The 24286-nt window shown below is 64.4% G+C and carries 26 protein-coding genes; 14 read left to right on the top strand and 12 right to left on the bottom strand.

The annotated features are described in order from the left end of the window. The first annotated feature begins 77 nt into the window (after positions 1 to 77). Together AC1DQQ_RS18500 and glnA are read left to right on the top strand one after the other, a co-directional pair. Positions 78 to 416, top strand: coding sequence for a P-II family nitrogen regulator (locus AC1DQQ_RS18500; protein ID WP_478041146.1), 339 nt, complete (start codon positions 78 to 80; stop codon positions 414 to 416). Between the two features lie 152 nt (positions 417 to 568). After that, on the top strand, positions 569 to 1981 hold the full coding sequence (gene glnA / locus AC1DQQ_RS18495) for a type I glutamate--ammonia ligase (protein WP_478041147.1): 1413 nt from the start codon (positions 569 to 571) through the stop codon (positions 1979 to 1981). A gap of 182 nt (positions 1982 to 2163) precedes the next feature. On the opposite strand, the gene AC1DQQ_RS18490 is transcribed toward glnA, so the two are convergent. The 3 genes from AC1DQQ_RS18490 to AC1DQQ_RS18480 all read right to left on the bottom strand — a co-directional run bounded on the left by AC1DQQ_RS18490 (position 2164) and on the right by AC1DQQ_RS18480 (position 6421). Continuing rightward, entirely contained in the window at positions 2164 to 4254 is a 2091-nt protein-coding gene (locus AC1DQQ_RS18490; protein ID WP_478046255.1) for a TonB-dependent receptor plug domain-containing protein, read from the bottom strand. Between the two features lie 161 nt (positions 4255 to 4415). Further along, positions 4416 to 6035: a M56 family metallopeptidase gene (locus tag AC1DQQ_RS18485; RefSeq protein WP_478046254.1), complete on the bottom strand. Its 1620-nt coding sequence runs from the start codon at positions 6033 to 6035 to the stop codon at positions 4416 to 4418. Between the two features lie 2 nt (positions 6036 to 6037). Further along, positions 6038 to 6421, bottom strand: a complete 384-nt coding sequence (locus tag AC1DQQ_RS18480; RefSeq protein WP_478046252.1) for a BlaI/MecI/CopY family transcriptional regulator — start codon at positions 6419 to 6421, stop codon at positions 6038 to 6040. Between the two features lie 219 nt (positions 6422 to 6640). Here AC1DQQ_RS18480 and AC1DQQ_RS18475 point away from each other — a divergent pair, with 219 nt between their 5' ends. After that, entirely contained in the window at positions 6641 to 7423 is a 783-nt protein-coding gene (locus AC1DQQ_RS18475; protein ID WP_478046250.1) for a hypothetical protein, read from the top strand. Here AC1DQQ_RS18475 and AC1DQQ_RS18470 read toward each other — a convergent pair whose 3' ends face one another. After that, positions 7424 to 8398: a quinone oxidoreductase family protein gene (locus AC1DQQ_RS18470; RefSeq protein WP_478046248.1), complete on the bottom strand. Its 975-nt coding sequence runs from the start codon at positions 8396 to 8398 to the stop codon at positions 7424 to 7426. Between the two features lie 120 nt (positions 8399 to 8518). Between AC1DQQ_RS18470 and AC1DQQ_RS18465 the strand changes: the two genes are divergently transcribed. Next, positions 8519 to 9943, top strand: a complete 1425-nt coding sequence (locus AC1DQQ_RS18465; RefSeq protein ID WP_478046246.1) for an aldehyde dehydrogenase family protein — start codon at positions 8519 to 8521, stop codon at positions 9941 to 9943. 194 nt (positions 9944 to 10137) lie between these two features. Here the strand turns inward: AC1DQQ_RS18465 and AC1DQQ_RS18460 are convergent, their stop codons facing one another. From AC1DQQ_RS18460 to AC1DQQ_RS18450, 3 genes are all read right to left on the bottom strand, one after another. After that, positions 10138 to 10986 carry an SLC13 family permease gene (locus AC1DQQ_RS18460; protein WP_478046244.1) on the bottom strand — a complete coding sequence of 283 codons (849 nt, stop codon included), beginning with the start codon at positions 10984 to 10986 and terminating at the stop codon, positions 10138 to 10140. A 24-nt stretch (positions 10987 to 11010) separates the two neighbouring features. After that, the gene (locus AC1DQQ_RS18455) at positions 11011 to 11913 is read right to left on the bottom strand and encodes an SLC13 family permease (RefSeq protein ID WP_478046242.1); all 903 of its coding nucleotides are present in this window, start codon (positions 11911 to 11913) and stop codon (positions 11011 to 11013) included. Positions 11914 to 11993: 80 nt separating this feature from the next. After that, positions 11994 to 12200 (bottom strand): hypothetical protein, encoded by a 207-nt coding sequence (locus AC1DQQ_RS18450; RefSeq protein WP_478031430.1) that lies wholly within the window; start codon positions 12198 to 12200, stop codon positions 11994 to 11996. 176 nt (positions 12201 to 12376) lie between these two features. Here AC1DQQ_RS18450 and AC1DQQ_RS18445 point away from each other — a divergent pair, with 176 nt between their 5' ends. The 3 genes from AC1DQQ_RS18445 (at position 12377) to AC1DQQ_RS18435 (ending at position 14278) form a co-directional block, all read left to right on the top strand. Continuing rightward, a complete protein-coding gene (locus tag AC1DQQ_RS18445) occupies positions 12377 to 12559 on the top strand; it encodes a hypothetical protein (RefSeq protein WP_478031428.1) in 183 nt (60 codons plus the stop codon). Positions 12560 to 12816: 257 nt separating this feature from the next. After that, positions 12817 to 13347 carry a TetR/AcrR family transcriptional regulator gene (locus AC1DQQ_RS18440; RefSeq protein WP_478046241.1) on the top strand — a complete coding sequence of 177 codons (531 nt, stop codon included), beginning with the start codon at positions 12817 to 12819 and terminating at the stop codon, positions 13345 to 13347. Between the two features lie 112 nt (positions 13348 to 13459). Next, positions 13460 to 14278 (top strand): alpha/beta fold hydrolase, encoded by an 819-nt coding sequence (locus AC1DQQ_RS18435; RefSeq protein ID WP_478046239.1) that lies wholly within the window; start codon positions 13460 to 13462, stop codon positions 14276 to 14278. A gap of 276 nt (positions 14279 to 14554) precedes the next feature. Here AC1DQQ_RS18435 and AC1DQQ_RS18430 read toward each other — a convergent pair whose 3' ends face one another. Further along, on the bottom strand, positions 14555 to 15181 hold the full coding sequence (locus tag AC1DQQ_RS18430) for a S24 family peptidase (RefSeq protein WP_478046237.1): 627 nt from the start codon (positions 15179 to 15181) through the stop codon (positions 14555 to 14557). 100 nt (positions 15182 to 15281) lie between these two features. Here AC1DQQ_RS18430 and AC1DQQ_RS18425 point away from each other — a divergent pair, with 100 nt between their 5' ends. Together AC1DQQ_RS18425 and AC1DQQ_RS18420 are read left to right on the top strand one after the other, a co-directional pair. After that, positions 15282 to 15464: a hypothetical protein gene (locus tag AC1DQQ_RS18425; RefSeq protein ID WP_066820318.1), complete on the top strand. Its 183-nt coding sequence runs from the start codon at positions 15282 to 15284 to the stop codon at positions 15462 to 15464. Beyond that, positions 15461 to 15754: a hypothetical protein gene (locus tag AC1DQQ_RS18420; protein WP_478046235.1), complete on the top strand. Its 294-nt coding sequence runs from the start codon at positions 15461 to 15463 to the stop codon at positions 15752 to 15754. The genes AC1DQQ_RS18425 and AC1DQQ_RS18420 overlap by 4 nt, the downstream gene beginning before the upstream one ends. Positions 15755 to 15880: 126 nt before the next feature. Here AC1DQQ_RS18420 and AC1DQQ_RS18415 read toward each other — a convergent pair whose 3' ends face one another. After that, positions 15881 to 16882 (bottom strand): hypothetical protein, encoded by a 1002-nt coding sequence (locus AC1DQQ_RS18415; protein ID WP_478046233.1) that lies wholly within the window; start codon positions 16880 to 16882, stop codon positions 15881 to 15883. Continuing rightward, positions 16852 to 18096, bottom strand: coding sequence for a TIGR04063 family PEP-CTERM/XrtA system glycosyltransferase (locus tag AC1DQQ_RS18410; RefSeq protein WP_478046231.1), 1245 nt, complete (start codon positions 18094 to 18096; stop codon positions 16852 to 16854). The genes AC1DQQ_RS18415 and AC1DQQ_RS18410 overlap by 31 nt, the downstream gene beginning before the upstream one ends. Positions 18097 to 18221: 125 nt before the next feature. On the opposite strand from AC1DQQ_RS18410, the gene AC1DQQ_RS18405 reads away from it, so the two are divergent. The 3 genes from AC1DQQ_RS18405 to AC1DQQ_RS18395 are packed head-to-tail and all read left to right on the top strand — an operon-like array spanning position 18222 to position 20901. Then, positions 18222 to 18347, top strand: coding sequence for a hypothetical protein (locus AC1DQQ_RS18405; protein WP_281178807.1), 126 nt, complete (start codon positions 18222 to 18224; stop codon positions 18345 to 18347). Continuing rightward, positions 18347 to 19720 carry a putative O-glycosylation ligase, exosortase A system-associated gene (locus tag AC1DQQ_RS18400; RefSeq protein WP_478046323.1) on the top strand — a complete coding sequence of 458 codons (1374 nt, stop codon included), beginning with the start codon at positions 18347 to 18349 and terminating at the stop codon, positions 19718 to 19720. Before AC1DQQ_RS18405 ends, AC1DQQ_RS18400 begins: the two co-directional genes overlap by 1 nt. Then, on the top strand, positions 19717 to 20901 hold the full coding sequence (locus tag AC1DQQ_RS18395) for an acyltransferase family protein (protein ID WP_478046230.1): 1185 nt from the start codon (positions 19717 to 19719) through the stop codon (positions 20899 to 20901). Before AC1DQQ_RS18400 ends, AC1DQQ_RS18395 begins: the two co-directional genes overlap by 4 nt. Here AC1DQQ_RS18395 and AC1DQQ_RS18390 read toward each other — a convergent pair whose 3' ends face one another. Then, the gene (locus tag AC1DQQ_RS18390) at positions 20902 to 21453 is read right to left on the bottom strand and encodes a type 1 glutamine amidotransferase domain-containing protein (RefSeq protein WP_478046228.1); all 552 of its coding nucleotides are present in this window, start codon (positions 21451 to 21453) and stop codon (positions 20902 to 20904) included. 105 nt (positions 21454 to 21558) lie between these two features. Between AC1DQQ_RS18390 and AC1DQQ_RS18385 the strand changes: the two genes are divergently transcribed. Continuing rightward, complete coding sequence (locus AC1DQQ_RS18385) at positions 21559 to 22560, top strand: DNA topoisomerase IB (RefSeq protein ID WP_478046227.1); 1002 nt, start codon at positions 21559 to 21561, stop codon at positions 22558 to 22560. A gap of 8 nt (positions 22561 to 22568) precedes the next feature. After that, on the top strand, positions 22569 to 23786 hold the full coding sequence (locus tag AC1DQQ_RS18380) for a mechanosensitive ion channel family protein (RefSeq protein ID WP_478046225.1): 1218 nt from the start codon (positions 22569 to 22571) through the stop codon (positions 23784 to 23786). Here the strand turns inward: AC1DQQ_RS18380 and AC1DQQ_RS18375 are convergent. Further along, positions 23783 to 24268, bottom strand: coding sequence for a hypothetical protein (locus tag AC1DQQ_RS18375; protein WP_478046223.1), 486 nt, complete (start codon positions 24266 to 24268; stop codon positions 23783 to 23785). The two genes, AC1DQQ_RS18380 and AC1DQQ_RS18375, sit on opposite strands and share 4 nt — an antisense overlap. Positions 24269 to 24286 lie beyond the last annotated feature (18 nt).

The raw sequence follows: 24286 nt of genomic DNA, 5'->3' as shown, positions 1-24286 counted from the left end.
CGCGCGAGTTCTGGCACGCTTTATGTAAGGCTGATGTGCAATCAACCCATAGGGCAAGAGACGGGGGACAATTCCGCGTGAAGAAGATCGAAGCGATCATCAAGCCGTTCAAGCTGGACGAGGTGAAGGAGGCGTTGCACGAAGTCGGTGTCAGCGGCATCACCGTGACCGAGGCCAAGGGCTTTGGCCGCCAGAAGGGCCATACCGAACTCTATCGCGGCGCCGAATATGTCGTCGACTTCCTGCCCAAGGTGAAGCTCGAAGTGGTGGTCGAGGACTCGATGGCCGAACGCGTGGTCGAGGCGATCGCGCAAGCCGCGCAGACCGGCCGTATCGGCGACGGCAAGATCTTCGTCATGCCGGTCGAAACCGTGCTGCGCATCCGCACCGGCGAGCGCGACGAGGCAGCGATCTAGGGCGGCGACCTTAAGAAAGACGGCCGACGCCCAACTTGAGCAACTACGGCATTTGACGCACTGCAACATAATGTGACAGCAGGGCGCACGCATGAGCAACATGATTCTCCGGTTCGCCGGATTTACGACTGAAAGAGAAAGGGTCTGGGGTTATGGCGACGACAGCCAGTGACGTTCTGAAGAAGATCAAGGACGAGGAGATCGAGTGGGTCGACCTCCGCTTCACCGACCCGAAGGGCAAGTGGCAGCATTTGACCATGGTCTCGTCGGTGGTCGGCGAGGACGAGTTGACCGACGGCTTCATGTTCGACGGATCGTCGATCGAAGGCTGGAAGGCGATCAACGAGTCGGACATGATCCTGAAGCCGGATCTCGACGCGATCTATGTCGATCCGTTCTCGGCGACGCCGATGCTGATCCTGGTCTGCGACATCGTCGAGCCGTCGACCGGCGAGCTCTATGCGCGCGACCCGCGCTCGACCGCCAAGCGGGCCGAGGCCTATCTCAAGACCACGGGCATCGGCGACACCGTCTATGTCGGCCCCGAGGCCGAGTTCTTCATGTTCGACAACGTGCAGTTCGAAACGAGCTACGCGACCTCTTACTACAAGATCGACGATATCGAGCTGCCGACCAATACGGGCCGCGAATATGAAGGCGGCAATCTCGGCCACCGTCCGCGCGCCAAGGGCGGCTACTTCCCCGTCGCGCCGGTCGACTCCGCGGTCGATATCCGTGGCGAAATGGTCTCGACCATGATCGAAATGGGCCTGCCCTGCGACAAGCACCACCACGAAGTGGCCGCGTCGCAGCACGAACTCGGCCTGACCTTCGGCACGCTGACGACCACCGCCGATCGCATGCAGATCTACAAGTATGTCGTGCACCAGGTAGCCCATGCCTATGGCAAGTCGGCGACCTTCATGCCCAAGCCGATCAAGGAAGATAACGGCTCGGGCATGCACACCCATCTGTCGATCTGGAACGGCAAGGAGCCGCTGTTCGCCGGCAACGGCTATGCCGGCCTCTCCGACATGTGCCTGTATTTCATCGGCGGCATCATTAAGCACGCCAAGGCGCTCAACGCATTCACCAACCCGACCACCAACAGCTACAAGCGGCTGGTGCCGGGCTATGAAGCGCCGGTGCTGCTGGCCTATTCGTCGCGCAACCGCTCGGCGTCGTGCCGCATCCCGTACGGCACGGGCGCCAAGGCCAAGCGCGTCGAGGTCCGTTTCCCCGACGCGATGGCCAATCCCTATCTCGCTTATGCGGCGCTGTTCATGGCCGGCCTCGACGGCATCCAGAACAAGCTCCACCCGGGCGATGCGATGGACAAGAACCTGTACGACCTGCCCCCGGCCGAGCTCGCTGAAGTGCCGACCGTGTGCGGTAGCTTGCGTGAAGCGCTCGACAGCCTGGAAGCCGATATGGACTTCCTGCTCAAGGGCGACGTGTTCTCGAAGGACCAGATCGAGGCCTATATCGAAATCAAGCGTGCCGATGTCGCGCGGTTCGAGATGACCCCGAGCCCGGTCGAGTTCGATATGTACTACAGCGCGTAAAGCGCGGCCACGACCGCGCTGGTGCGAGCCCAGCTCGCATACGCGCTGTCGGCCGGCCTCGCTTGCGAGGACCGACGACGCGGCTTTGCCGCGGCGGGGCCAACAAAGAAGGGCGCCAGGAGCAATCCTGGCGCCCTTTTCCCAACACTTCAGCTGCCTCGCCGAGTCGACGCGGCCGACCGTCAAAACGTCCCACTAATCGTCAGCGTGAAAATCGGCCCGACCCGCTGATGCTGGCGCTCCAGAAACGCGAGCGGCGCGGCGTTGCGGCGGCCGGAATAGACGTCGCGCCAATACCGCACATGGCCGTCATTGAGGTTGAACACCTCGAAATTGACCTTCATTCCGCGCACGTTCTTGAACTCGAAAAAGGCGCTGACATAGGGGCCTTCCCATTGCTGGTTGACCTCGTCGAGATAATAAACCGGGCTGTAATGGTCGAACGACAGACCACCGCCCCAGGCGAATTGGGTGCCGGGTACGTCGTGCCGCAAGGTCAGCTGGGCCCAGCGGTCGTGCGTGTTGCTGATCACGCGCGGCAACCCGGTCAGCGGGTCGCGGACGCGGGCGCGTTCGATGCCGATATCGGCGTCGAGCTTCGCCCCTTTCCAACCGATCGGATCGAACTGGATCGTGCTGATGCTCTCAATGCCTGTGCGCGTCGCGCGAGGCAGATTGCCCACCGCGTCGCCGTCGACCCCGACCGGGATATGATCGACAATGTCCTCGATCCGATAATGATAGAGTTTCAACCGCGTCTTGCCCCAGCGGCCGAAATTGCGCGCGACTTCCGCAGCCGCTTCCCAGCTTTGCGGCGGGACGAGATTGGGATTGGCGTCGTTGCCGCGATTGTTGGTGACGTCCTGGTTGGCGAGGAAATCCGAAAAGCTGATCTGGCCGACCCTGCGCTCGAGCTTGAGGCTGGCGTCCCAGCCGCGCGCCGGCCGCCATGCCAGCAACAGGCTCCCCTTGGGGCGGAAGAAGTGCCGCGGCTTTTCGCCGCTGCCGCGTTCGCCAAGCTCGGAATATTCGGCGCCGCCGGCCACCTGCAAATCGAGATTGGGCGATAGCGGCCGGCTCAGCGTCGCCAGCGCTTCGTAACGCGTCTCGGCGACGATGCCGCTGCCTTGCGGATAGGGAATCGAAAGATAGCTGCCATCGGGCTGGAGATTAGCGAGCGTGCTGAGCTGTTCGAACCTGTTGTCGGCGCGTTCGAGCGAGATCGTCCAGTCGTTCGGCCCGCCTTTCCAATGATATTCCAGCCGCCCCACGGTTTCGCTGGTTTTGGCATCCTGGCCATAGCGAATGCCGTCGCTCGGCGCTCCGCTGTCATAATCGGTGCGTTGATCGGTCAGCGCGGGGGCATGTTCGAAATGGCGCAGGCCGATGATCTTGAGCCGGCCGCCGCCCAGCGGCATCGAGATGTCGCCGTTCACGTCGTAGCGGAAGCCCCAGGTGTGATTGAGGCTGATCCACATATTGTCGTTGCCGTCGGTGCGGATGCGGCGCTGATCATTGGCACCGCGCTGCCAATAGGGATCATAGTCCATCGTCAGATTGGCCAGGATCCCGTCCTTGCCGGTATATTTGAGAATCGCGGACAGCTTGGCGTCGTCGCTACTGTTCCAGTTCACCTGGTCGCGGCGTTCGAGCAGGGTGCCGGTCGGTGAGAGCACGCGATAGTCGTTGCCGCCGAGCGCGCCGCGCGACGGCTTGTTCTCGAGTGACAGCGTATAATCGAAATCGCCAGCCGAGCCGTTATAGCTGATCGACCCGGCAAACCAGCGCGGCTCGGCATAATGCGCGCGCACTTGCGGGCTCCAGCTGAAATTGCCGCTGCCCTTGCGATTGGTCTTGAGGATGACGTTGGCGACCTGGCCGGTCAGGCCGGCGATCCCGAACGAGGCCGCTTCCCTGATCTCGATGCGCATCACTTCGCTGGCCGATATCCGTTGCAATTGCGCCACCGCGCCGCCGGATTTGTCGGTGACGCGCTGGCCATTGATCAGCACATTCTCCGACGCCTGGCCCAGCCCGCGCGTATCGTCGGCGGCGCGGATGGTGAAGCCCGGCACTTGCGACAGCATGTCATAGGCGGTCTGCGGCGCGAAGCGCACGAAGAAGTCGGGCGTGAAGACGTTGGCGTCCTTGGGCGCCGTGTCGGTGCCGGCGGATGCGGAAGGCGTGTCCTGGCCGGCGAAAGCGGCGGTCGGGGCGCACAGGCCGGTCGCCAGCGCCAGAAGCCCAACGGCGCGCTGCAGGTGAGCGAGCATGATCTACTCCTTGTATCTCGATCGGGCGATGCGGCCTGGACGCGCGCCATCGGTCCGCGCCGCGGGGTGCGGGCGAATGGAAGGCAGTCAGTCGCGAGTGGCCGGTCGCCCCCTTGGGGGTGTTACGAACTATCGGTTAGAGGCAGGGCTGGCAGTTGGGCTCAGGGATCGCCGGCGGAGCCCGCAGCTCGGAGCGAGGTCAGTTCATCCGGGTCGGTGGTTTTGATGCCGCGCGATCTCAGTTTACGGACGAATTCGACGGTGACGCCGACCGATCGCATGCCCTGGTAATCGTCGAGATCGCCTTTGATCCCGAACCCGCGCATCGCGGCGATATAGGCTGCACTGAGACCCATGTTGCGCGCCTCGACCACTTCGTCGAGGCTGAGGGACATGCCGGTCGCCCGCATGTCGCGCGCATATTGTGGGGACACGCCGCCGGCACGCGCTTCCGCCAGCTGATCGCTGGAGAGATTGGGGAACCCCGCCTGCGCCATCGCGCGCTGATATTGGGCGCTGATACCGAGCACGCGCATATTGTCGGCTTCATCGCCGTCGTCCGACGGGCGCGACGTTCCCGTTCCCTGGTCCTGGCCCATCGAACCTGTCGCGGGCGCCGCCGCTGCTGGCAAGCCTGCAGGACCGTTATCAACGGGGGGCGCGGCGGCATTCGCCACCGACGCTGTGGAGTCGCGGCGCGGCGTATTCGAAGAGGAGATTGCGGCCAGGCGCTTCCCCGCCGGCGACGGCTGGATCGTGGCGAGCGCGCTATGCCCCGGTACGAAGGTGACCGCGGCTAGCGGTACCGCCATGCTCAACATGCCGGTCGCGAAGCCCGCCACCCAGGAGCGCCCGGACGGACCGCGCGCGGGGCTCTGGTCGAGCACGCGGCGGACGCGGCGGCCGAGCGAGCTCTTCGACGGCGCGACGCCATGCGCGCCGAGCAAGGTGCCGCGGCATTGATGGCGGGCGACGCCGATCAGCAATTCGGCATAATCGGGCCCGGCGATATTCGCGCCGAGCACGGCGTCGTCGGCCGCTTCCTCGCGCAATTGGTGCGCCTCGCGCGCCAGCACCCAGGCCAGCGGATTGAACCAGAACGCCGCGGTTGCGACCCGCGCCAGGATCAGCTTCGCCCAATCGAAATGGACGACGTGCGCCAGTTCGTGCGCGATGATCGCCTCGGCCTGTTCGGGCGCGAGCACCGCCGCGTCGTTGAGCAGGATGACCGGGCGCATCAGGCCCCAACTGACCGGCGAGCCGAGTTCATCGCTCGCCAGCAAGGCGGTGCCGTTCTTGAACCCCATGCGCCGCTGCGCACGCGCCAGCGCGCTCAGCCAAACCGGGTCGACCAGCACCTCGGCGCGGGCGCGCAAGCCGACGAGGCGGAGCAATGCGGCAAGCGTGAGCGCAAGCAGCACGAGCGTGGGAAGGAGGAAGGCATATCGTGCCGCACCGGATATGGTGCTGACCCAAACGGAGTTGGCGAGGACGGCCGGCGATGTAACAGCGCCGACAGAAGCCGCCTTATCGCGAGGGGGGAGCGGGGTTGCCGTCTGCTCGACCGGATCGAGCGTGGCAATCTGCGCCATCGGTGCGGGCAATGGCAGGTCGAGCGCCGGCAGCGCGAGGCTGGCGAGCGGCAAGGCGACGAGCGCGAACAGGCCGAGATGGGCGATGGTCGAGCGCTCGGCCGCCGACCGCGCGCGGGTCAATCGCAGCAAGCCGAGCGTGACTGCCGCCACCAGCAAGGACTTCAGCGCGAGGAGAAGCAGGGTCATGGTCATTTCCCGCTTCCCCGTGCCTGGCGAGCGCGGGCGATCGCCGCTTCGAGCTCGTCGAGTTCGCTTGTATCGAGTTCCTCCGCCATGCCGACCAGGGCACTCGCCGCGCTGACTGGCGATCCCTTGAAGAAGGTCCGCACGATCTGGCTGAGCGCGGTGCGCCGCGCCTGATTGTCGGGAACGGTCGGCGAATAGACGTAACCGCGATCGCTGTCCTCGCGGCAGACGAACCCCTTGTCCTCGAGCCGCTTGAGCATGGCGCGAACGGCCGAGCCGGTCAGCGGATCAGGCAGCGCGCTGCAGATCTCGGACACCGTACGCGAGCCGCCTTGATAGAGCAGGTCGACGATCTGACGTTCGCGTGGCGGCAATTGCGGAAGCATGACTCACCTCTTGGCTACATTTGTAGCGTGCTACATTTGTAGCGCGACTGCAAGTGGAAAAATCACGGAAAATCCGCTCGCTGGCGCCGCGCGCCTGCATTTGTCCTGTCAGGCTACCATCAAAGGCTGGCCGCCATTACTCGATCTGGACCCGGGAATGCGACGAACCGAGCGATCTGCCGTTGCCGCGGGAGACTTGCGCTCCTAGGCGGCTCGCCAATGCGGCTGTCCCTGCCCTTCGCTTTGCCCGACCGCCGCCGCACCGTCTCGTTCGTGCTGGCGCTTGTCGTCGAAGTATTATTGATCCTGGTGCTGCTGTTGTTCGGCCCGCATCTGACACCTGCACCCAAGCCCGAACCGCGGCGCGCGACGAGCTTCAGTTTGTCGCCCTCCGAGAAAGAAGCGGCCACCGCGCCCGAACATCGCACCAGGGCGCATGCCGCGGCCAAGCCCGCCTCGGGAGCGACGACGCCGATCCCGCCGATGCCGCCCGTCATCACCCCGCCCAAGGTTCCGACACCGCCTGCAGCATTGCCCGGCGTGTTGCCGATCACGCTCGGCGCCAGCGACATCAGCAAATTGAAATCGAGCGCCAGCAGCGACGACGGCGCAGAGACGGGCACCGACAGCAAGCTCGCTTATGGGCCGGGCGAAGGCCCAGGTGGCCAGCCGCTTTACAATGCCGAATGGTATCGCGAGCCGACCGAAGCGCAGCTCAACGGCTATCTGCCGAAGGGCGCGCCGCCCAACAGCTGGGCATTGATCGCGTGCCAGACGATGCCGCAATTCCATGTCGACAATTGCCGGTCGCTCGGCGAATCGCCGGTCGGATCGGGGCTCGGCCGCGCGATGCGCGAGGCGGCGTGGCAATTTCTCGTTCGTCCCCCGCGCCGCGGCGGCAAGGTGCTGGTCGGAGCATGGGTCAAGATCCGGATCGACTTCACGCTGCGGCCGGCCAAGGCCGACAAGGGCGAAAGCGGGCCGCAGCTTCCCGAGCAGTGATCAGGGCAGCAGCACCGACGCGCCCTCGGTCTTGCCGGCTTCGAGCTGGCGATGCGCCTCGGCCGCATCCTCGAGCGCGAAGGTCTGGCCGATCTCCGGGTTGATCGCGCCCTTGGCCAGCATCTCGAACACGCGCGCGAACCCCGCGTCGCGCTCCGGCTTGGTCGCATAATAATGGAACATCGTCGGCCGGGTGACGAACAATGAGCCGTTGGTGTTGAGCTGACTGAGCGCGACACCAGTCACCGGACCGCTGGCGTTGCCGTAGCTGACGATCAGCCCGCGCCGCTTCGCCGATTTGAGCGATGCGTCCCAGGTCGCCGCACCGACGCCGTCGAGCACGACCTCGACGCCCTCACCGCCGGTGATCTCGCGGACGCTCTCGGCGATGTCGTGTTCGCGATACTGGATGACGTGATCGGCACCGGCACGGCGCGCCCGCTCGGCCTTGTCGGACGATCCAACGGTGCCGATCACGGTCGCGCCGATCGCCTTGAGCCAGCCAACCGCCAGATGACCGACACCGCCCGCCGCGGCATGAACCAGCACGGTCCAGCCGGGCTGCACCTTGGCGCAGCGCTCGATCAGGAATTCGGTGGTGCCGCCCTTGAGCAGGATCGCCGCCGCGGTGCGATCGTCGATGCTGTCGGGCAGCTTGACGAGGTTTTCGGCGAGCAGATTGCGGTGCGTGGCATAGCTGCCGACCGTCGGACCGGTCGTCCCGACGCGATCGCCAACCGCAACAGCAGTGACGCCGTCACCCAGCGCCTCGACCACGCCGACGCTCTCGGTGCCGAGCCCGCTCGGCAGCTTGAGCTGATAAAGGCCGGTGCGCTGATAGACTTCGATGAAGTTCAGCCCGACCGCGGTCGACCGGATCCGCACCTCGCCGGGACCGGGATCGGGCAGGTCGACATCGACCCATTGGATCACCTCTGGCCCACCATGCTGCTCGATCCGTGCGACTCGCGCCATGTCCCGTTCTCCCGTTGCGACGAGCCCTCAACTGGGGAGTCTCGTTTCGGGTTGCAACCTACCTCGCCGCGCGCCATCTAGGCGCCAACCATACCCGATATTTGAAAAGTGGAGGCGAGGATGAAGAGCTACCTGAAGCATTATATCGACGGTCAGTGGGTCGATAGCGAAGGTGGCGCCCGCCACGAAGTGATCGATCCCTCGACCGAGCAACCGGTCAGCGAGATCACGCTCGGCACCGCGACCGATGTCGACAAGGCGGTCGCGGCGGCCAAGAAAGCGTTCAAGAGCTATTCGCAGACATCGGTCGACGAGCGCATCGCGCTGCTCGAGCGGATCATCGAGGAATATAAGGCGCGTATCCCCGATCTGGCGGCGGCGACCAGCGAGGAAATGGGCGCGCCGATCGGCTTCGCGCAAATGGCGCAGGCGCCCGCCGGCCTCGGCTATTTCATCGGTACGCTCGCCGCGCTGAAGGAATTCAAGTTCGAGGAGCGCGTCGGCAAGAACCGCGTCGTCCACGAACCCGTCGGCGTGGTCGGGATGATCACGCCGTGGAACTGGCCGCTCAACCAGATCTGCGCCAAGGTCGCGCCGGCGCTGGCCGCCGGCGACACGATGGTGCTCAAGCCGTCCGAAGAAGCGCCGGGCAATGCCGTGATCCTGGCCGAGATCCTCGACAAGGCGGGGGTGCCGGCGGGCGTGTTCAACCTGGTCAATGGCGACGGCCCTGGCGTCGGCGCCGCGATTTCGAGCCACAAGGATGTCGACATGGTGAGCTTCACCGGATCGACCCGTGCCGGCATCGCGGTGGCGCAGGCGGCTGCTCCGACGGTCAAGCGCGTCCATCAGGAACTGGGCGGCAAGGCGCCGAACCTGGTGCTCAAGGGCGCCAATCTGCCCGAAGTGCTGCCGCCGACGATCGCGGGCGTGCTGGCGAATAGCGGGCAGAGCTGCATCGCCCCCACCCGCCTGCTGGTCCACGAAAGCCAGGTCGCCGACGCCACCAATGTGGTGAAGGGGATCATGGAAGCGACCCAGGTCGCCGAAGCCTCGACCATGGGCGCGCATATCGGCCCGGTGGTCAACAAGGCGCAATATGAGAAGATCCAGGGGCTGATCCAGTCGGCGATCGACGAAGGCGCGACATTGGTCACCGGCGGCACCGGACGAGCCGACGGCCGCAATGCCGGTTTCTTCGTCAAGCCGACGCTGCTCACCGACGTCACCCCCGACATGCGCATCTATCGCGAGGAAACGTTCGGGCCGGTCGCGACGATCACCAAATATAGCGACGCCGACGAGGCGATCGAAATGGCCAACGATACCGTTTACGGCCTGTCGGCGACGATCTCCGGCGACCCCGCCGAGGCCGCCAAGGTCGCGCCGAAACTGCGCGCCGGACTGGTGACGATCAACGCCTGGGCGGGCGGCGGCGGCACGCCATTCGGCGGCTACAAGCAATCCGGCAATGGCCGCGAGGGCGGCAAATACGGCATTGCCGACTTCATGGAATTGAAGACAATCGTCGGCGAACCGGCCTGAGGATCGCGGCGAGTATCCGTTAAAATCTCCCCTCCCTGCTTGGAGGGGATCAAGGGTTGGGTTGAGCGTTGGGCGAGGCTCGATGCCTCGACCAACGCTGTTTTGCTGAGCGGCTAGTGAGTCTTTGTGGGCGCGCGGACGCGCGCACCCACCCCCAACCCCTCCCTTGCAGGGAGGGGCTTTCCCCTTCCCGCTCAATGCAGCGGCCAAACCATCAGGATCAGCGGCGTGCCGAACAGCACCACCAGCAGCGACAGCGGCGCGCCCAGCCGGGCATAATCGCCAAATTTGTAGCCCCCGGGACCGAACACCAATGTGTTGCACTGGTGCCCGATCGGGGTGAGGAAATCGCATCCCGCGCCCATCGCGGTGGCGATCAGGAAGGCTTCCGGCCGATAGCCGAGATCGTGCGCGAACACCGCGGCGATCGGCGCCATCACCAACACCGTCGCGGCATTGTTGAGGAACGGCGTCACCGCCATCGCCGCGACCAGGATCAGCGCGACCGCGCCCCAGGGCGGCAGGCTGGCGGCAACATGCGCGAGCCAGGTCGCCATGATCTGCGACGCCCCGGTCGTGCGGAGCGTGTCGCTGACCGGGATCAGCGCGCCGAGCATGATCAGGATCGGCCATTCGACACTGGCATAAGCCTCGGCCAGCGGCAGCGCGCCGATCGCGAGGATCAACGCCGCAGCGGCGAAGAAGGCGACGGCCACCGGAACGTAACCGGTCGCGGTCGCGATCATCGCCACCGCCAGGATCGCCACCGGCAACACCCCCCTGCCCGAATTGCCGAGCCGGAGCGCCCGCTCGGCCAGCGGCAGCGCGCCGAGTTCCGCCAGGCGTTCGGGCAGCAGACTGAGTGGCCCCTGCAGCACGACGACGTCGCCGGCGCGCAACACGGTGCCGCCCAGCCGATGCGTCAGCCGTTCGCCTTCGCGCGACACCGCAATCAGGTTGATGCCGAGCCGCCGCTGCAACTGCATCCGGCTGGCGGTGCGGCCGATCAATGGCGAGTTGGTCGCGATCACCGCCTCGATCACCCCGATCTCGTCGTCCTTGCGATCCTAGGGCACGTCGCGATCGGAGCCGGCCAGCGCGAATTTGTTGGTGGCAATCACGCGTTCGAGCACGTCCGGCTCGCCGCCCAGGATCAGCGTGTCGCCTTCGCGCAAGGTCATCCAGGGGCGCGGCTGGCTGCGCATGCCCGCGCGCATCACGCTGGTGACGGTGACGTCGCCATCATGGCGATCGGTGAACTGGTCGACCGTCTCGTCGATCGCGGGCGAGCCCTCGCCGATCGTCACCTCGGTGACGTAATCCTTGATGTCGAGCGCCTCGCCCATCGTCGGCACCCCGCGCCGGTCGCGCGGCAACAGGCGATAGCCGAAACGCAGGAAGATCAGGCCGATCACCAAGAGGCCAAAGCCGGTCGGGAAATAGTCGAACATGCGGAACGGCTCGCCGACCATGTCCTGCCGCACCCGGCTGACGATGATGTTGGGCGAGGTGCCGACCAGCGTCATCAGCCCACCCAGCAAAGAGGCGAACGACATCGGCATCAGGAAGACCGATGGCGACGCCTTGTTCTTCTTCGCCATCTGGAACGCCGCGGGCATCAGCATCGCCAGCGCGCCGACATTCTTGACTAGCGCCGACGTCACGCCGACCGAGGCGGTCAGCACGAACAACTGCGTCCGGATTCGAGTGACACGGCCGGCGATCAGCGCCAGCGCGCGCTCGACCATGCCCGATCGCTGCACCGCCGCCGAAATCACCAGCGCCGAGCCGACGATGATCACGATGTCGTCGGAAAAGCCGGTGAACGCCTCTTTCGGCTTGACGATGCCGAGCCCGAGCCCCGCGAGCAGCGCCAGCATCGCGGTGACATCGTAACGGAAGCGGCCCCAGACAAACATCGCCATCATCGCAACGAGAAGGGCGATCGACAGATATTGGGGTGTGGTCATCCGGCCTCGTTTGGTGGCTTCCTGAAAAGCAGAAACCAACGAACCCGAAACAATCTCCCGCGGAAACCGCTTGATTTGAATTAGTGGACGGTACCCACCGCGCGGCCCTGCGACATCAGCACGATCAGTCGCTCGATCTGGCGCCAGCGGCAGAAATTGACGTGATTGCCGAGATCACGGCTCTTATCGGCGCGCGCGGCCGCCTCGAATCCGGCATCGTCGCCAAAGGTTGCCATCAGCTCCTGCGCGGCGTCCACCGACGAGCGATCAGAGAGGTAGAGGTGCATGCGATACTCCAACTGGCAGCACCCGATCGTTACAAGGGCCGTGCCACTCCGAGGTGATCGACGGAAACCGGCGGGAGGTAGTGGTAAATCGCCATGCACCATGGCGTTAGTCGCTGCCCCACGCGTGCCATGCCGGGACACTAGCGTCCGATCCTGGAACATGGCAGGCAGCGGGGATGAGACCGAATCCGCCGCAATCGACCGCTCCCGCCGCCGGCGGATGCCTGCTCGCGCTCGGGCTGATCGGCGGCGCCGTCGCGGGCGTGCTTTACGGGCAGACGACGTTGGGCGTGCTGCTCGGCGGCGCCGGCGGCGCGATCGCTGCGACGATCATCTTCCTGATCGACCGGCGTAGGTAATTGATTGTTGGCTAGGTCGTAGACTCACAAGTCGGCCTGTCGGCAAGCGACCCAATTGCGGACGTCCAGAACTTAGCCGGTCGAGAAGCCGGAGAAGACAGGGCCGGTTAGCCGTTGAAAACGCAGTTCAACGAGCGAACCGGACCCATACCAAAAAATGCTTGACGATAATAAGACGACCGGTCATATATAAACCCATGCCTAGACCAGCCAATCCCGAAACGCGATCGCGCCTCCTCGAAAAGGGAGGAGACCTTGTGAGCGCCCACGGCTTCAACGCCACGGGCGTGCAGGAGATTACCGCTGCAGCCGGCGTGCCCAAGGGGTCGTTCTATAATTACTTTGACAGCAAGGAAGCCTTCGCCGTCGCGGTGCTGACTGAATATTGGGAGACGGTTGTATCTGAGTTTGGAGCCATTTTGAATCAGCGCCGGACGCCACCTTTGTCGCGCATCGCGCGCTATTTCGCCGGGCTTGCCGAGTTTCACGAGCGCCACCGTTATGCGGTCGGCTGCCTGATCGGGAACATGGCGCTGGAAGTCACGCCCACGAGCGAGGACGTGCGGATTAAGCTCGCGGCGATCTATCGCGAGTGGTCGACCGCGCTCGCCTCTTGCTTGCATGAAGCGCAGGACAAGGGGGAATTGTCGGCCGAAAAGGATCCCGGGCAACTTGCCGTAGCGCTGATCGACACGTTCGAAGGGGCCGTCATGCGGGCCAAGGTTGAACGTAGCCGCGCGCCCTTCGACAGCTTCGAGCGCTTTGTTTTGCCCTCTTTGCTGACCTAAACATTTTGACCAATTAATAGACGACTGGTCATATTATCTGGAGTATTATCGCTGGAACGCCGCGCCAGCGAGCGATGGTTCTCATCCGCGGCACATTGTGAAGGACTGAACAATGCCTACGATCACTACCACGGACGGCGTGAACATCTTCTACAAGGACTGGGGATCAGGTCAGCCAATCGTTTTCAGCCACGGCTGGCCACTGTCGGCGGACGACTGGGACGCGCAGATGACCTTCTTCCTTCGCCACGGCTACCGGGTGATCGCCCACGACCGGCGCGGCCACGGCCGGTCCGACCAGCCCAGCACTGGCAACGACATGGACCACTGGGTTGCCGACCTCGCAGCCCTGACTGAGCACCTCGACCTGCGCGACGCGATCCATATCGGGCACTCGACAGGCGGCGGCGAGGTGGCTCGCTATGTCGCTCGCCACCAGGAGCGCGTCGCGAAGGCGGTGCTGGTCGCTTCACTGACGCCGAACATGTATCGGAGCGAGGACAACCCGTTCGGTCAACCGCCCGAGTGGTTCGAAGCGATCCGGGCAGGCGTGCTGGGCAACCGGTCGGAGTTCTTCCGTTTCGTCCCTGAGAATCCGTTCTACGGCTACAACCTAGATGGGGCCGAGCCTTCGGAGGCAATCATTGCGAACTGGTGGCGTCAAGGCATGGCCGGCGGTGCGCTCGCTCACTACGCGACTGTCGACTCCTGGCTCGAAGATTATACCGAAGACCTCAAGAAGATCACCGTACCGGTGCTGGTGATGCATGGCGAGGCTGATCAAGTCGTCCCGTTCGCAAGTTCAGTGCCGCGGGCGGTCGACCTGCTCAGGAACGGATCACTGAAGACTTATCCCGGCTATCCGCATGGCATGCTCACCACGCACGCCGATGTTCTTAACCCCGACCTGCTCTCCTTCATCGGGTCTTGACGACATCTCTCATCCATTATCGCCTATGGTAGAAGTTTAGGAATGTAATTGAGGAGGGTTAGGGTTTCGCCGTAGCGACGAAGGAACGAATAAGAAGCTCAAACCCTCCCGAAAACTCGTCGGCCAGGGACTCTATCGACCGGAGGCCTTGGAAGCGTTGCTCGGCCTCGACGGAGTCCACGTCACCGTCGCCTCGCGCCTCGCTCTCTGGCAGCTAACCACCTATTGTCGGCCGTTCAACCCTTGTGCCGATAGCGTCGTTTATGGGACCCGCACCTAACGTAAAGACCGAGCCAGCCGCACCACGCGGCCGATGACCGACACGCGATCGGCGCGAACCGGCGCAATGGCCGGCGTGACGGGATTGTCGCTGGCCACCTGAACCTCCAAGCCGATCCGGGAGACCCGCTTCACCAGCAGCGCACCGTCGAGCCGGATGACGAAGATGCCGGGGCGCGACGACAAACGGCGATCGGCCATGTCGACGAACAACGCGTCGCCGTCATGGATCAGCGGCTCCATCGAATCGCCATGCGCGGTGATCATCGTCAGCGTCGCGGGCGACACGCCAAGCCGCGCCACCACGCGTGGATCGATCCGTTCCTCCCCGCCATTGCGGTCATCCTCGACCAGCCCGCCGGCGCCGGCATGCGCTTCCGCGTCGATCCGCCGCACCGCCACCATCGTCGCGTCACCGCCAGCGGTCCCGCCCAATGCGCGTTCGTCCACATTGAAATAAGCGGCGAGCCAGCGGCGATCCTCCTCATCGAGCCGCCGGGGCGTTCCGCGCTTCACGAACTGCTGCAGATAAGCATCGTTGCGCCCGAGCGCGCGCGACAACCAGGCAAGGCTGGTCCCCGCCTCGTCAGCCAATCCCGCCAGCGTCGATCGCACGTCAACCATGTTTGCCACCATAGTCGTAGGAAATTTCCTAGACAAGTTGGAATTTGGAACAGATCATGAACTTCTAACGACTCGGCAGCAGAAAACAGAGGCCAGACAAATGCATATCGGACGCGAGGTGGAGAAGTTTTTGCGGCGGTCGAACATGCCGCCGACCCGGTTCGGCCGGCTGGCCTGCAACGATCCCCGACTGGTCGGTGATCTGCGCAACGGTCGTGAACCCAGGCGCCGGGTCGCCCAGCGCATCGTCGATTTCATCGCCGCGCAGGATGCCGCGCAATGAGTCGACTCGAGCGCGATCTGATCAAGACGGTGACCGAATCGGCCGCCGCAAGCATGCCCGACGCGGCGGCATCTTTGGTGCGCAGCCGGGATTGGTCGTCGTCGCTATTCAGCGGCGTGCGGCTGACGGTCGAGATCAATGCCGGCGAGGACGAAGCGTTCGAAACCTGGCTGGCGGACCTACCCGAAGCGGAATTCGGTGTCCGTGGCTATTTTGTCGCGAGCGCCGATCTGGTCGAGCGCAGCAACGGGGCGGCCGTGGTCGAATTCCTGCTGGTCGAGGAAGGCTAGGGCAACCCCTCGCTTTCAGTGCTCCTGCGAAAGCAGGAGCCCAGAGTTACGAGATACGACGCCTATGGCCCTGGGCTCCTGCTTTCGCAGGAGCACAAGGATTTCACCGATCTACGTGAATGGCTCTCAGCCGACCCGCGAAGCGAGTTGGCGCAGCACGCCGAGCGTTTCCTCGAGCGATCCCGCGGCGGGAATTTCCACTTGCGGGGCTTCGGGTTCCGGCGCCGGAGCTTCCTTGCGCTTGGCAACACCGCGTTCCAGCCGGTCGAGCAGATCGTGGATCGTCGCCGACGGCAATGGAACCGACGTTTCCGACGAGCGCACCATCGGCGTCAACTCGAACGTCTCGATCCGCTCATGCGACGCGAAACGCGGCGCGGGATCTTCGGCGGGCGGAACAATGGCGGGTGATATTGGATCGATTCGGGCCGGGCGCGGATCGACCGCGATGATCGGCTCCGGAGCGGGCGCTTCCGCGCGAATCGGTGAGGGTGCCGCGACGGGTTCGTCGATCCGGCCGAGCGGCAGCGGATCGGGAGCGGGCAGCGGCGGATCCAGAGGACTGCGATAGGTGGCGAGCGGGGTGTCGAGATCTGCCGGGATGTCACGTTCCTCGACTACCGGCGGCGCGTACGCCACGGCATCGGCGACCGACATCGGCAGCGACGATTCGGCAGTAACTTCGAGGAACGGCGTGCCGAGGTCGCGATTGGCGAAGACCGGACGGCGCGGCGGCGCGTCGGGATGCGCGTCGGCCCGGCGCAAGATGGGAACGCCGTCTTCGCGAGCATTACCGCCGATTGCGACCGCCCGCGTGCCGATCAGCAGGAACAGCCCGAACCAGCTGATACTACCGACCACGAGCGCGACCAGGAAGGCGATGGCGAAATGCGCGGTCATTCCGAGCGGCGGCTGGGCGGCGGTGACCAGCGAGGCGATGCCGCTATCGACCACCAGATCCTCGAGCACCGCGGTTGGCATCAGCAGGAACATCAGTCCACCGAGCGCCGCGAGCAATATGGCAATAGCCGGCGCCAGCGGCACGGCGAACCGCATCGCCCCGCCCTCGCCCAGAATCGCAAAGGGCGAGGGGAAATTCAGGCGCTGGCGACCGCGGGTGGCGTCCATTTGAGGTCCGTTTTCCGAGCTTCGATAATTCTTTGGTAAACGGGGGCGTAACGCGAAATGTTTGACGACCAGTTACGATCGCGTTCGACGAACGCCCGTGCCCGGGTCCGCCGCGCTTCCCAGCCGCTGCGATCGGCGAACATCCCGGCCAGCGCATCGGCGATCGCCGCGGGGCTATCGGGCGCGAACAAGGTGCCGGTATCGCCGTCGCGAATCAGTTCGCGATGCCCGCCAACATCCGAGGCGGCGACGAGGCGCCGCTGCGCCATCGCCTCGAGCGGCTTCAACGGCGTGACCAAGTCGGTCAGCCGCATTTTCTTGCGGGGATAAGCGAGCACATCCACCAGGCTATAATAGCGTTCGACGTCATTATGGGGAACGCGCCCGACGAAACGGATCGCGCCGGCAACCGGCGACGCCGCGGCTTGCGCGCGCAACGCCTGTTCCATCGGCCCGCCGCCGACCAGCAGCAACTTCGCCGCCGGGCGTTTTGCCACCAGCACGGGCATCGCCGCGATCAAATCGTCGAGCCCTTCATAATCGTAGAAGCTGCCGATGAATCCGACCACATCGTCATCCACCGCCAGGCCGAGTTCTGCCGCCAGCGCCGTGTCGCGTGGCAGCGGTTCGCCGAACAGGGTCAGGTCGACGCCGTTGGGCGAGACCATGATCTTGGCCGGGTCGATCCCGCGATCGATCAAATCGTCCTTCAGCCCGTCGCAGATCACCGCGACGGCGTCGGCCTGACGCACTGCCCGGGTCTCGAGCCAGCGCGTCGCGCGATAGCGCAGCGACCCCTCGCTGCCCGTGCCGTTGCCGACCGCCGCATCCTCCCAGAAGGCGCGGATCTCGTACATCACCGGCACGCCCAGCCTTTTGCCGGCACGCAATGCCGCCACGGCGTCGAGCACCGGCGAATGGGCGTGGATCACATCGGGGCAGAACGTCCGCGCGACCTCGGTCACGCGATCGGCGAGCGCGGCGATTTCGCGCCATTCGCGGATCGGACTGCGCGCCGGCGCGGGGACTTCGGTACGGTAGAAATCGAGTCCGTCGACCATCTCCGCAGTGACCTTGGTCTCGCCGTGGCGCGGTCCCGTCACCGCGGCGACGTGCCAGCCACGCGCGATCTGCGCTTTCAGGATGGCGCGGGTGCGAAAGGTGTAGCCGCTCTGCAACGGCAGGCCATGATCGAGGACGTGGAGGATATTCATCTCATTTTCCATGCCACGCGACTGTTTAACGGCACGTCAACCCGGTGGCGGTAGGACCAACCCACACCCGTTCGCCCCGAGCTTGTCGAAGGGCGCGCGCTTCGGATCGGTTGGAAGACGGTAGCATGATCGACAATTTCGCGATCGCGATCACGCATGGCCTGATGATGCTCGCCATCTTCCTCCTGCTGCGCCGCCGCGACCTCGACGACGAGCGGCCCGAGCCGCCGAGCAAGATCAAGCGGCGATGATCCACGATCTCGCCTTTGTCGGATTCCTCGGGATGTTCTTCGCGCTGGCGTTTCGCCGGCCGTTCCTGTTCATCCTGAGCTATGTCTATATCGACATCGTCTCGCCGCAGCGGCTGACCTATCTGCTGCTCAATTCGGTGCCGATCTCGTTGATCGCGGTGGCGCTGGCGGTTGGCTCCTGGGCGCTGATCGACGACAAGAAGGACAGCCGGGTCGCGCCGCGTCAGTTCGTCATCGTGCTGCTGCTCGCCTGGTGCGCGATGACCACGATGCGGGCCGATTTCCCCGTCGAGGCGCTGGATAAATGGGATTGGGTCTGGAAGTGCCTGGCCTTTGCCGCCTTCCTGCCGTTGACCCTGCGCACCCGCCTCAGGCTCGAGGCGTTGCTCACTTTCATGATCCTGTCGGCGGCCTCGATCATCATCGTTGGCGGGATCAAGACGCTGGCAGGCGGCGGCGGCTATGGCGCGCTCAACCTGATGGTGGATAACAACTCAGGGCTGTACGAGGGCTCGACCATCTCGACCGTGGCGATCGCGATCATCCCCGCGATCCTGTGGCTCGAGAAATACGGCACGATCTTCCCTAATGACTGGAAGCGGAAGCTGTTCTGCTACGCGTTGGTGTTCGCCTGCCTGCTGATGCCGATCGGCACCTCGACGCGTACCGGGCTGCTGTGCATCGGCCTGCTCGGCGTACTGATGCTGCGCGATTCGAAGCGCAAGTTCCTCTATCTTGGCGTCGTCGCGACGCTGGCGCTGGTCGCCGTGCCGTTCCTGCCCAAGTCGTTCACCGACCGCATGAGCACGATCAAGTCGTACCAACAGGACGAGTCCGCCGCGACGCGCGTCGCGGTGTGGAAATGGACCTGGGACTATGTCAAACAGCACCCGCTGGGCGGCGGGTTCGAAATGTACCGTCAGAACCAGATCCGCTACGACATCGTGAAGGCGGAAGGCGACGCCGGAAATGCCAAGCTCGATACCAGGCTGACCGTCGACCGCGCCCGCGCCTATCACTCGGCCTATTTCGAGATGCTCGGCGAACAAGGCTGGCCGGGGCTGATTATGTGGTTGTTCATCAGCCTGAGCGGGCTGATCCGGATGGAAGTGATCCGCCAGCGCTACAAGAAAGCGGGTGAGGATTATGCCTGGGTCGCGCCGCTCGCCGGCGCGCTGCAATCGGGGCAATTGCTCTACATGCTCGGCGCCTGTTTCGTCGCGATCGCGTTCCAGCCGTTCATCTTCATGCTGATCGGCGCGCAGATCGGGCTCGACACCTATCTCAAGCGCCGGCGGGCGGAAGAGAGCTTCCGCCCGATGAAGCGCGCCAAGCCGGCGGCTGACGCGCCGCCCAACCCCGCGCTGGCATGACCCGGCCCGAGCTTCGCGCGCTGACCAGCGTGCGCGGCGTGGCCGCGTGGATGGTGGTGCTCTATCATATCCGGCTCACAATCGATGGCCTGCCGGCAGCCTGGGTGCATGTCTTCGCCAAGGGGTATCTCGCGGTCGATTTCTTCTTCCTACTGTCAGGGTTCGTGATCTGGCTGAGCTGGGGCGATCGCCTCCGCGCCGAAGGCTGGGGCGGTGTGCCGGCGTTCCTGCACAAGCGTATTGCGCGAATCTGGCCGCTGCACCTCGTCGTGCTGGCTGGAGCGGTGCTGCTCGCGCTGGCGCTGGCTGCTGCCGGGCGCCACAATCCGTTGGAATTCCCGTTCGGCGAACTACCGCTGCACATCTTCCTGCTGCAGAATTGGGGGTTCACCGACGCGCTGACCTGGAACGATCCTGCTTGGTCGATCAGCTGCGAACTTGCCGCCTATCTGCTGTTTCCGCTGCTGGTGCGCGCGGTCGATTGGCGTTCGCTACCATCTTGGCTGGTTATGCTGGCGGCGTCGGCGTTCCTGGTCATCCTGGCGGCGGCAACGGCCCACCTGCCGACGCTGGGCCATGATATCGTGCATTTCGGCGTCGTTCGCTGCCTGACCGAATTCGCCGCGGGCAGCGCACTTTGTGCGCTCTGGTTGCGCTGGCGGGATGCTCCGGCCTTGCCTGCCATCCTGGCATTCGCTTTTGCCGGACTGATGCTCATCGGCTGGGCCATCGGCCTGCCCGAACAGGTCGCCGTACCTTTTGCCTTCGCCGCCTTGCTACTCGCCCTCGCGCTTACCTCGGGAATGCGCGGCAACCCGCTCGACTGGGCGCCGCTCCATTATCTCGGTGAGATCAGCTACGCGACCTATCTGTCGCACTTCATGCTGTTCGTGGTGTTCAAACTCGTGTTCGTCAGCGACGCGCATGCCGTGCCGCTCGTGCTGATCGCGCTTTACCTGACGATGGTGCTGGCGAGCTCGGTGGCGCTCTATCATTTGGTCGAGCGACCGGCGCAGAAATGGGTGAATGCCCTAAAATTCCTCCCCGGAACGGGGAGGGGGACCAAGACGCGAAGCGGCTTGGTGGAGGGGGCCCTCCAAACGGATGTGGCATCGTGGAGGGCCCCCTCCACCACCGCCTTCGGCGGCGGTCCCCCTCCCCGTGCCGGGGAGGAATTTTGATCAAGCCTCCGCCAGCTCCTCCGCCAGCGCTTCGATAATCGCCTGGTTGAACGCCGGGATGTCGTCCGGCTTGCGGCTGGTGATCAATTTGCCGTCGACCACCACTTCCTCATCGACCACTTCCGCGCCGGCATTTTCCAGATCGGTGCGGATCGACGGCCAGCTCGTCACCTTGCGGCCATCGACCACGTCCGCCTCGACCAGCAGCCACGGCCCGTGACAGATCGCCGCGACGATCTTGCCGTCGTCCATGAATTCCTCGACGATCTGCACGGCGCGGCCCTGGGTCCGCATCTTGTCGGGGTTGGCGACCCCGCCGGGGATGACCAGCGCGTCGAATTCCTCGGTATCGACATCGCCCAAGGTGATGTCGGGAGTGATCGTGTCGGCCTTCTCGCCGCCTTTCTCGCCCTGGATCGGATCGGTCGAGATCGACGCCAGCGTCACCTTGGCGCCGGCGTCGATCAACGCCTGGCGCGGCTTGAACAATTCGTCATTCTCGAACCCGTCGGTCGCGATCATCAGCACGCGCACGTCGCTCAAATCGGCCATGGCAAATCTCCTTGAAAACCGCACTCCCAACCGACCGCGTGGCCGGGACGTTCCGGAACGAAGCGATGATCCGCGCATTTCCGACGGCATGCGGAAGGAGGATTGATGCCCCGGATCGTCTATTGCGATGACACCATGCCGGGGATCACTCGGCGCAAGGTACGGCATGGTTGGGGCTATTGGGATCCGCAAGGCAATCGCATCACCGACCGCGACGAGATCGACCGGTTGAACCGCATCGGCTTGCCGCCAGCCTATCGCGACGCCTGGTTCTCGCCCAATCCCAACGGCCATATCCAGGCGGTCGGTTGGGACGAGCGCGGCCGCAAGCAATATCGCTATCACCCCGATTTCCGCGCCGCGCAGGAAAGCGCCAAATATGATCGTTGTGCCGCGTTCGGCCTGGCGCTGCCGAGATTGCGGGCACGGGTCGAGGCCGATCTCAAGACGCGCAGCCACAGCAAGGAGCGCACCGTTGCGGCGATCGTGAGGCTGCTCGACATCGGTTATCTGCGCGTCGGCAACGAAGGATATGCCAGGGCCAACAAGAGCTTCGGTGCGACGACCTTGCGCGATCGCCACGCCGAGATTCGGGGCCAGACGCTGAAGCTGTGCTACCGCGCCAAATCGGGCAAGATGCGAACGCTCGTGATCACCGACCGCAGCCTCGCGCGCTTCGTCAAGAAGTGCCAGGACCTGCCGGGGCAGCAGCTCTTTCAATACATCAATGGCGACGGGCAACCGCACGGCGTCAGCTCGACCGACGTCAACGACTATATCCGCGAGGCCACCGGCGACGATTTCACTGCCAAGCACTTCCGTACCTGGGGCGCGAGCGTCATCGCGTTCCAGACGCTGGCGAGCGCGGACCATGACATCGGACTGAAGACGATGCTCGAGCCGGTCACCGAAGCGCTCGGCAACACCCCGGCGATCGCGCGCAAATCCTATGTTCATCCGGCGCTGATCGACCTTGCCAAGGGCGATCAGACCAGTTTTCGCGAGCATCTCGATCTGCCGCGATCGACCCGCTATCTCGACCGTTACGAGCGCGGTCTGATCGCCTTTCTGACCGGTGAGACGACATCACGCCGCAAGGCAGCCTGAGAGAATCGATGAACAATATTGCCATGCCCAAGGCTGGGACACTGAACGCTCACGACCTGCAGCATCAAGCGCAGGCGATATGGGACACCAGCGTCGCTTGGCTCTCATCGCATTGGCTTCAGGTGATGATTGCGATCGCCGTCGGAATCGTGATCTTCTTCGGCTTGCACTTCATCAAGTCGCTCGGCAATCGCCTGTGCCGCCGCGACACGAGTGGCACCGGTTGGTACACGGTATTCGGCCGCGCGATCGCCAGGACGGGCAATTTCTTCATCGTCATGACCTCGGCCGAGCTGGTGGCGGGCATCGGCGATGCACCCTACCCGATAGTGGCGATCATCCGCTTCCTGTTCACCCTCGCCGCGGTGTTCCAGGGGGCGATCTGGGCGCGCGAGATCATCCTCGGCGCGATCGAGCATCGCACCGCGGCAAGCGATTATCACGGCGAGACGCTGACGAACGCGATGGGCCTCATCCGCTTGTTCGTGACCTTCGCGCTGTTCGCGATCGCCCTCGTCATGGTGCTCGGCAATCTCGGCGTAAACGTCACCGGGCTGGTTGCCGGTCTGGGTGTTGGCGGTATCGCCATCGGCCTAGCGGCGCAGAGCATTTTTGCCGACCTGTTCGCGGCGATCGCCATCATCTTCGACCGCCCGTTCCGCCGCGGCGATGCGATCACCTACGACAAGTCGGCAGGCACGGTCGAATATATCGGCATGCGGTCGACCCGTATCCGCGGCACCAACGGCGAGGAACGCGTCATCGGCAACAAGAAGTTGCTCGATTTCGAGATCATCAACAATTCGCGTCGCGAATATCGCCGTGTCGTCTTCACGCTGGGCATCGCCCAGACCACGCCGATCGCGGTGCTCGAAGACTTGCCACACTTGCTCAAGCAGATCGTAGAGGATCACGGCCAGAAGTTCGTCCGCGCCGGCTTCACCACCTTCACCGCGCAAAGCTATGAATTCGATGTCGAATTCGATTCCCCCACCGCTGTGTTCCAGGACATGTACGACGCGCGCCATTCGATCGGTCTCGCGATCATCAGGCGTTTCCAGGAAGAGGGCATCGCACTCGTCTATCCCGCCCAGACCGGCATCCCGGCAGCGGAATCCGGCGTGACCTGGCCGAAGCGCCGGAAGACCAAGAGTGGCGAGGATACCATCGCGCGGCCGCCCTCGTCAGGCGACCGCTCGGTCGCCGATCAAGGGGGCGGTGATTAGTCTCGCGCCGCGGAAGGCGGGCCCTTAGCGAGCATCACCTGCCAAGCCGGGATGGTGAGACCGTCGAGATATTCCCGCTGCATTTCAGGCGTCAGCACCTCGACCATCGATCGACCTTCGATCCACATTTCAAGCACACCGAATATCCCGCCGCGTTTGCGGTACTTGATCGGCCATCCTTCGCGCGCCGCGATCGCCGTGACCGCCTCAACATCCAGCGCGGTCGCCATCGCAAAATGGGTCGAGGTGAAACGGTCCTTGGCACCGATCCGACCGACCGCGTCGGCATCCCCCGGCGCTTCGTGCAATTCGGCCCCGCGCGGATAGACCTCCACCGTGGTGCCTCGATCATCACCGGCCATCGCAACCCAGCTGCCAGTGAGGACGGGTGGGAATGGAAAGGCCTGGCCACCCCATAGTTCGGCAATCACATTAGCGACATTACGCGGATCGTCGGCATCGATCGATAGGTGGAACAACATCGGAGTCTCCCTGATTCG

The sequence above is a fragment of the Sphingomonas sp. P4_G3 genome, assembly GCF_056401105.1.
This window is presented reverse-complemented; position numbering and strand designations above follow the sequence as displayed.

Bases quoted from the DNA above. Each gene is read 5' to 3' on its own strand.
- AC1DQQ_RS18450 (WP_478031430.1), bottom strand. From the start codon at position 12,200: ATGCACCTCTACCTCTCTGATCGCTCGTCGGTGGACGCCGCGCAGGAG.
- AC1DQQ_RS18470 (WP_478046248.1), bottom strand. From the start codon at position 8,398: ATGGCGCGAGTCGCACGGATCGAGCAGCATGGTGGGCCAGAGGTGATC.
- AC1DQQ_RS18465 (WP_478046246.1), top strand. From the start codon at position 8,519: ATGAAGAGCTACCTGAAGCATTATATCGACGGTCAGTGGGTCGATAGC.
- AC1DQQ_RS18390 (WP_478046228.1), bottom strand. From the start codon at position 21,453: ATGGCCGATTTGAGCGACGTGCGCGTGCTGATGATCGCGACCGACGGG.
- AC1DQQ_RS18490 (WP_478046255.1), bottom strand. From the start codon at position 4,254: ATGCTCGCTCACCTGCAGCGCGCCGTTGGGCTTCTGGCGCTGGCGACC.
- AC1DQQ_RS18405 (WP_281178807.1), top strand. From the start codon at position 18,222: ATGATCGACAATTTCGCGATCGCGATCACGCATGGCCTGATGATGCTC.
- AC1DQQ_RS18455 (WP_478046242.1), bottom strand. From the start codon at position 11,913: ATGACCACACCCCAATATCTGTCGATCGCCCTTCTCGTTGCGATGATG.
- AC1DQQ_RS18435 (WP_478046239.1), top strand. From the start codon at position 13,460: ATGCCTACGATCACTACCACGGACGGCGTGAACATCTTCTACAAGGAC.
- AC1DQQ_RS18430 (WP_478046237.1), bottom strand. From the start codon at position 15,181: ATGGTTGACGTGCGATCGACGCTGGCGGGATTGGCTGACGAGGCGGGG.
- AC1DQQ_RS18415 (WP_478046233.1), bottom strand. From the start codon at position 16,882: ATGGACGCCACCCGCGGTCGCCAGCGCCTGAATTTCCCCTCGCCCTTT.
- AC1DQQ_RS18385 (WP_478046227.1), top strand. From the start codon at position 21,559: ATGCCCCGGATCGTCTATTGCGATGACACCATGCCGGGGATCACTCGG.
- AC1DQQ_RS18410 (WP_478046231.1), bottom strand. From the start codon at position 18,096: ATGAATATCCTCCACGTCCTCGATCATGGCCTGCCGTTGCAGAGCGGC.
- AC1DQQ_RS18485 (WP_478046254.1), bottom strand. From the start codon at position 6,035: ATGACCCTGCTTCTCCTCGCGCTGAAGTCCTTGCTGGTGGCGGCAGTC.
- AC1DQQ_RS18375 (WP_478046223.1), bottom strand. From the start codon at position 24,268: ATGTTGTTCCACCTATCGATCGATGCCGACGATCCGCGTAATGTCGCT.
- AC1DQQ_RS18480 (WP_478046252.1), bottom strand. From the start codon at position 6,421: ATGCTTCCGCAATTGCCGCCACGCGAACGTCAGATCGTCGACCTGCTC.
- glnA (WP_478041147.1), top strand. From the start codon at position 569: ATGGCGACGACAGCCAGTGACGTTCTGAAGAAGATCAAGGACGAGGAG.
- AC1DQQ_RS18445 (WP_478031428.1), top strand. From the start codon at position 12,377: ATGAGACCGAATCCGCCGCAATCGACCGCTCCCGCCGCCGGCGGATGC.
- AC1DQQ_RS18395 (WP_478046230.1), top strand. From the start codon at position 19,717: ATGACCCGGCCCGAGCTTCGCGCGCTGACCAGCGTGCGCGGCGTGGCC.
- AC1DQQ_RS18475 (WP_478046250.1), top strand. From the start codon at position 6,641: ATGCGGCTGTCCCTGCCCTTCGCTTTGCCCGACCGCCGCCGCACCGTC.
- AC1DQQ_RS18380 (WP_478046225.1), top strand. From the start codon at position 22,569: ATGAACAATATTGCCATGCCCAAGGCTGGGACACTGAACGCTCACGAC.
- AC1DQQ_RS18425 (WP_066820318.1), top strand. From the start codon at position 15,282: ATGCATATCGGACGCGAGGTGGAGAAGTTTTTGCGGCGGTCGAACATG.
- AC1DQQ_RS18420 (WP_478046235.1), top strand. From the start codon at position 15,461: ATGAGTCGACTCGAGCGCGATCTGATCAAGACGGTGACCGAATCGGCC.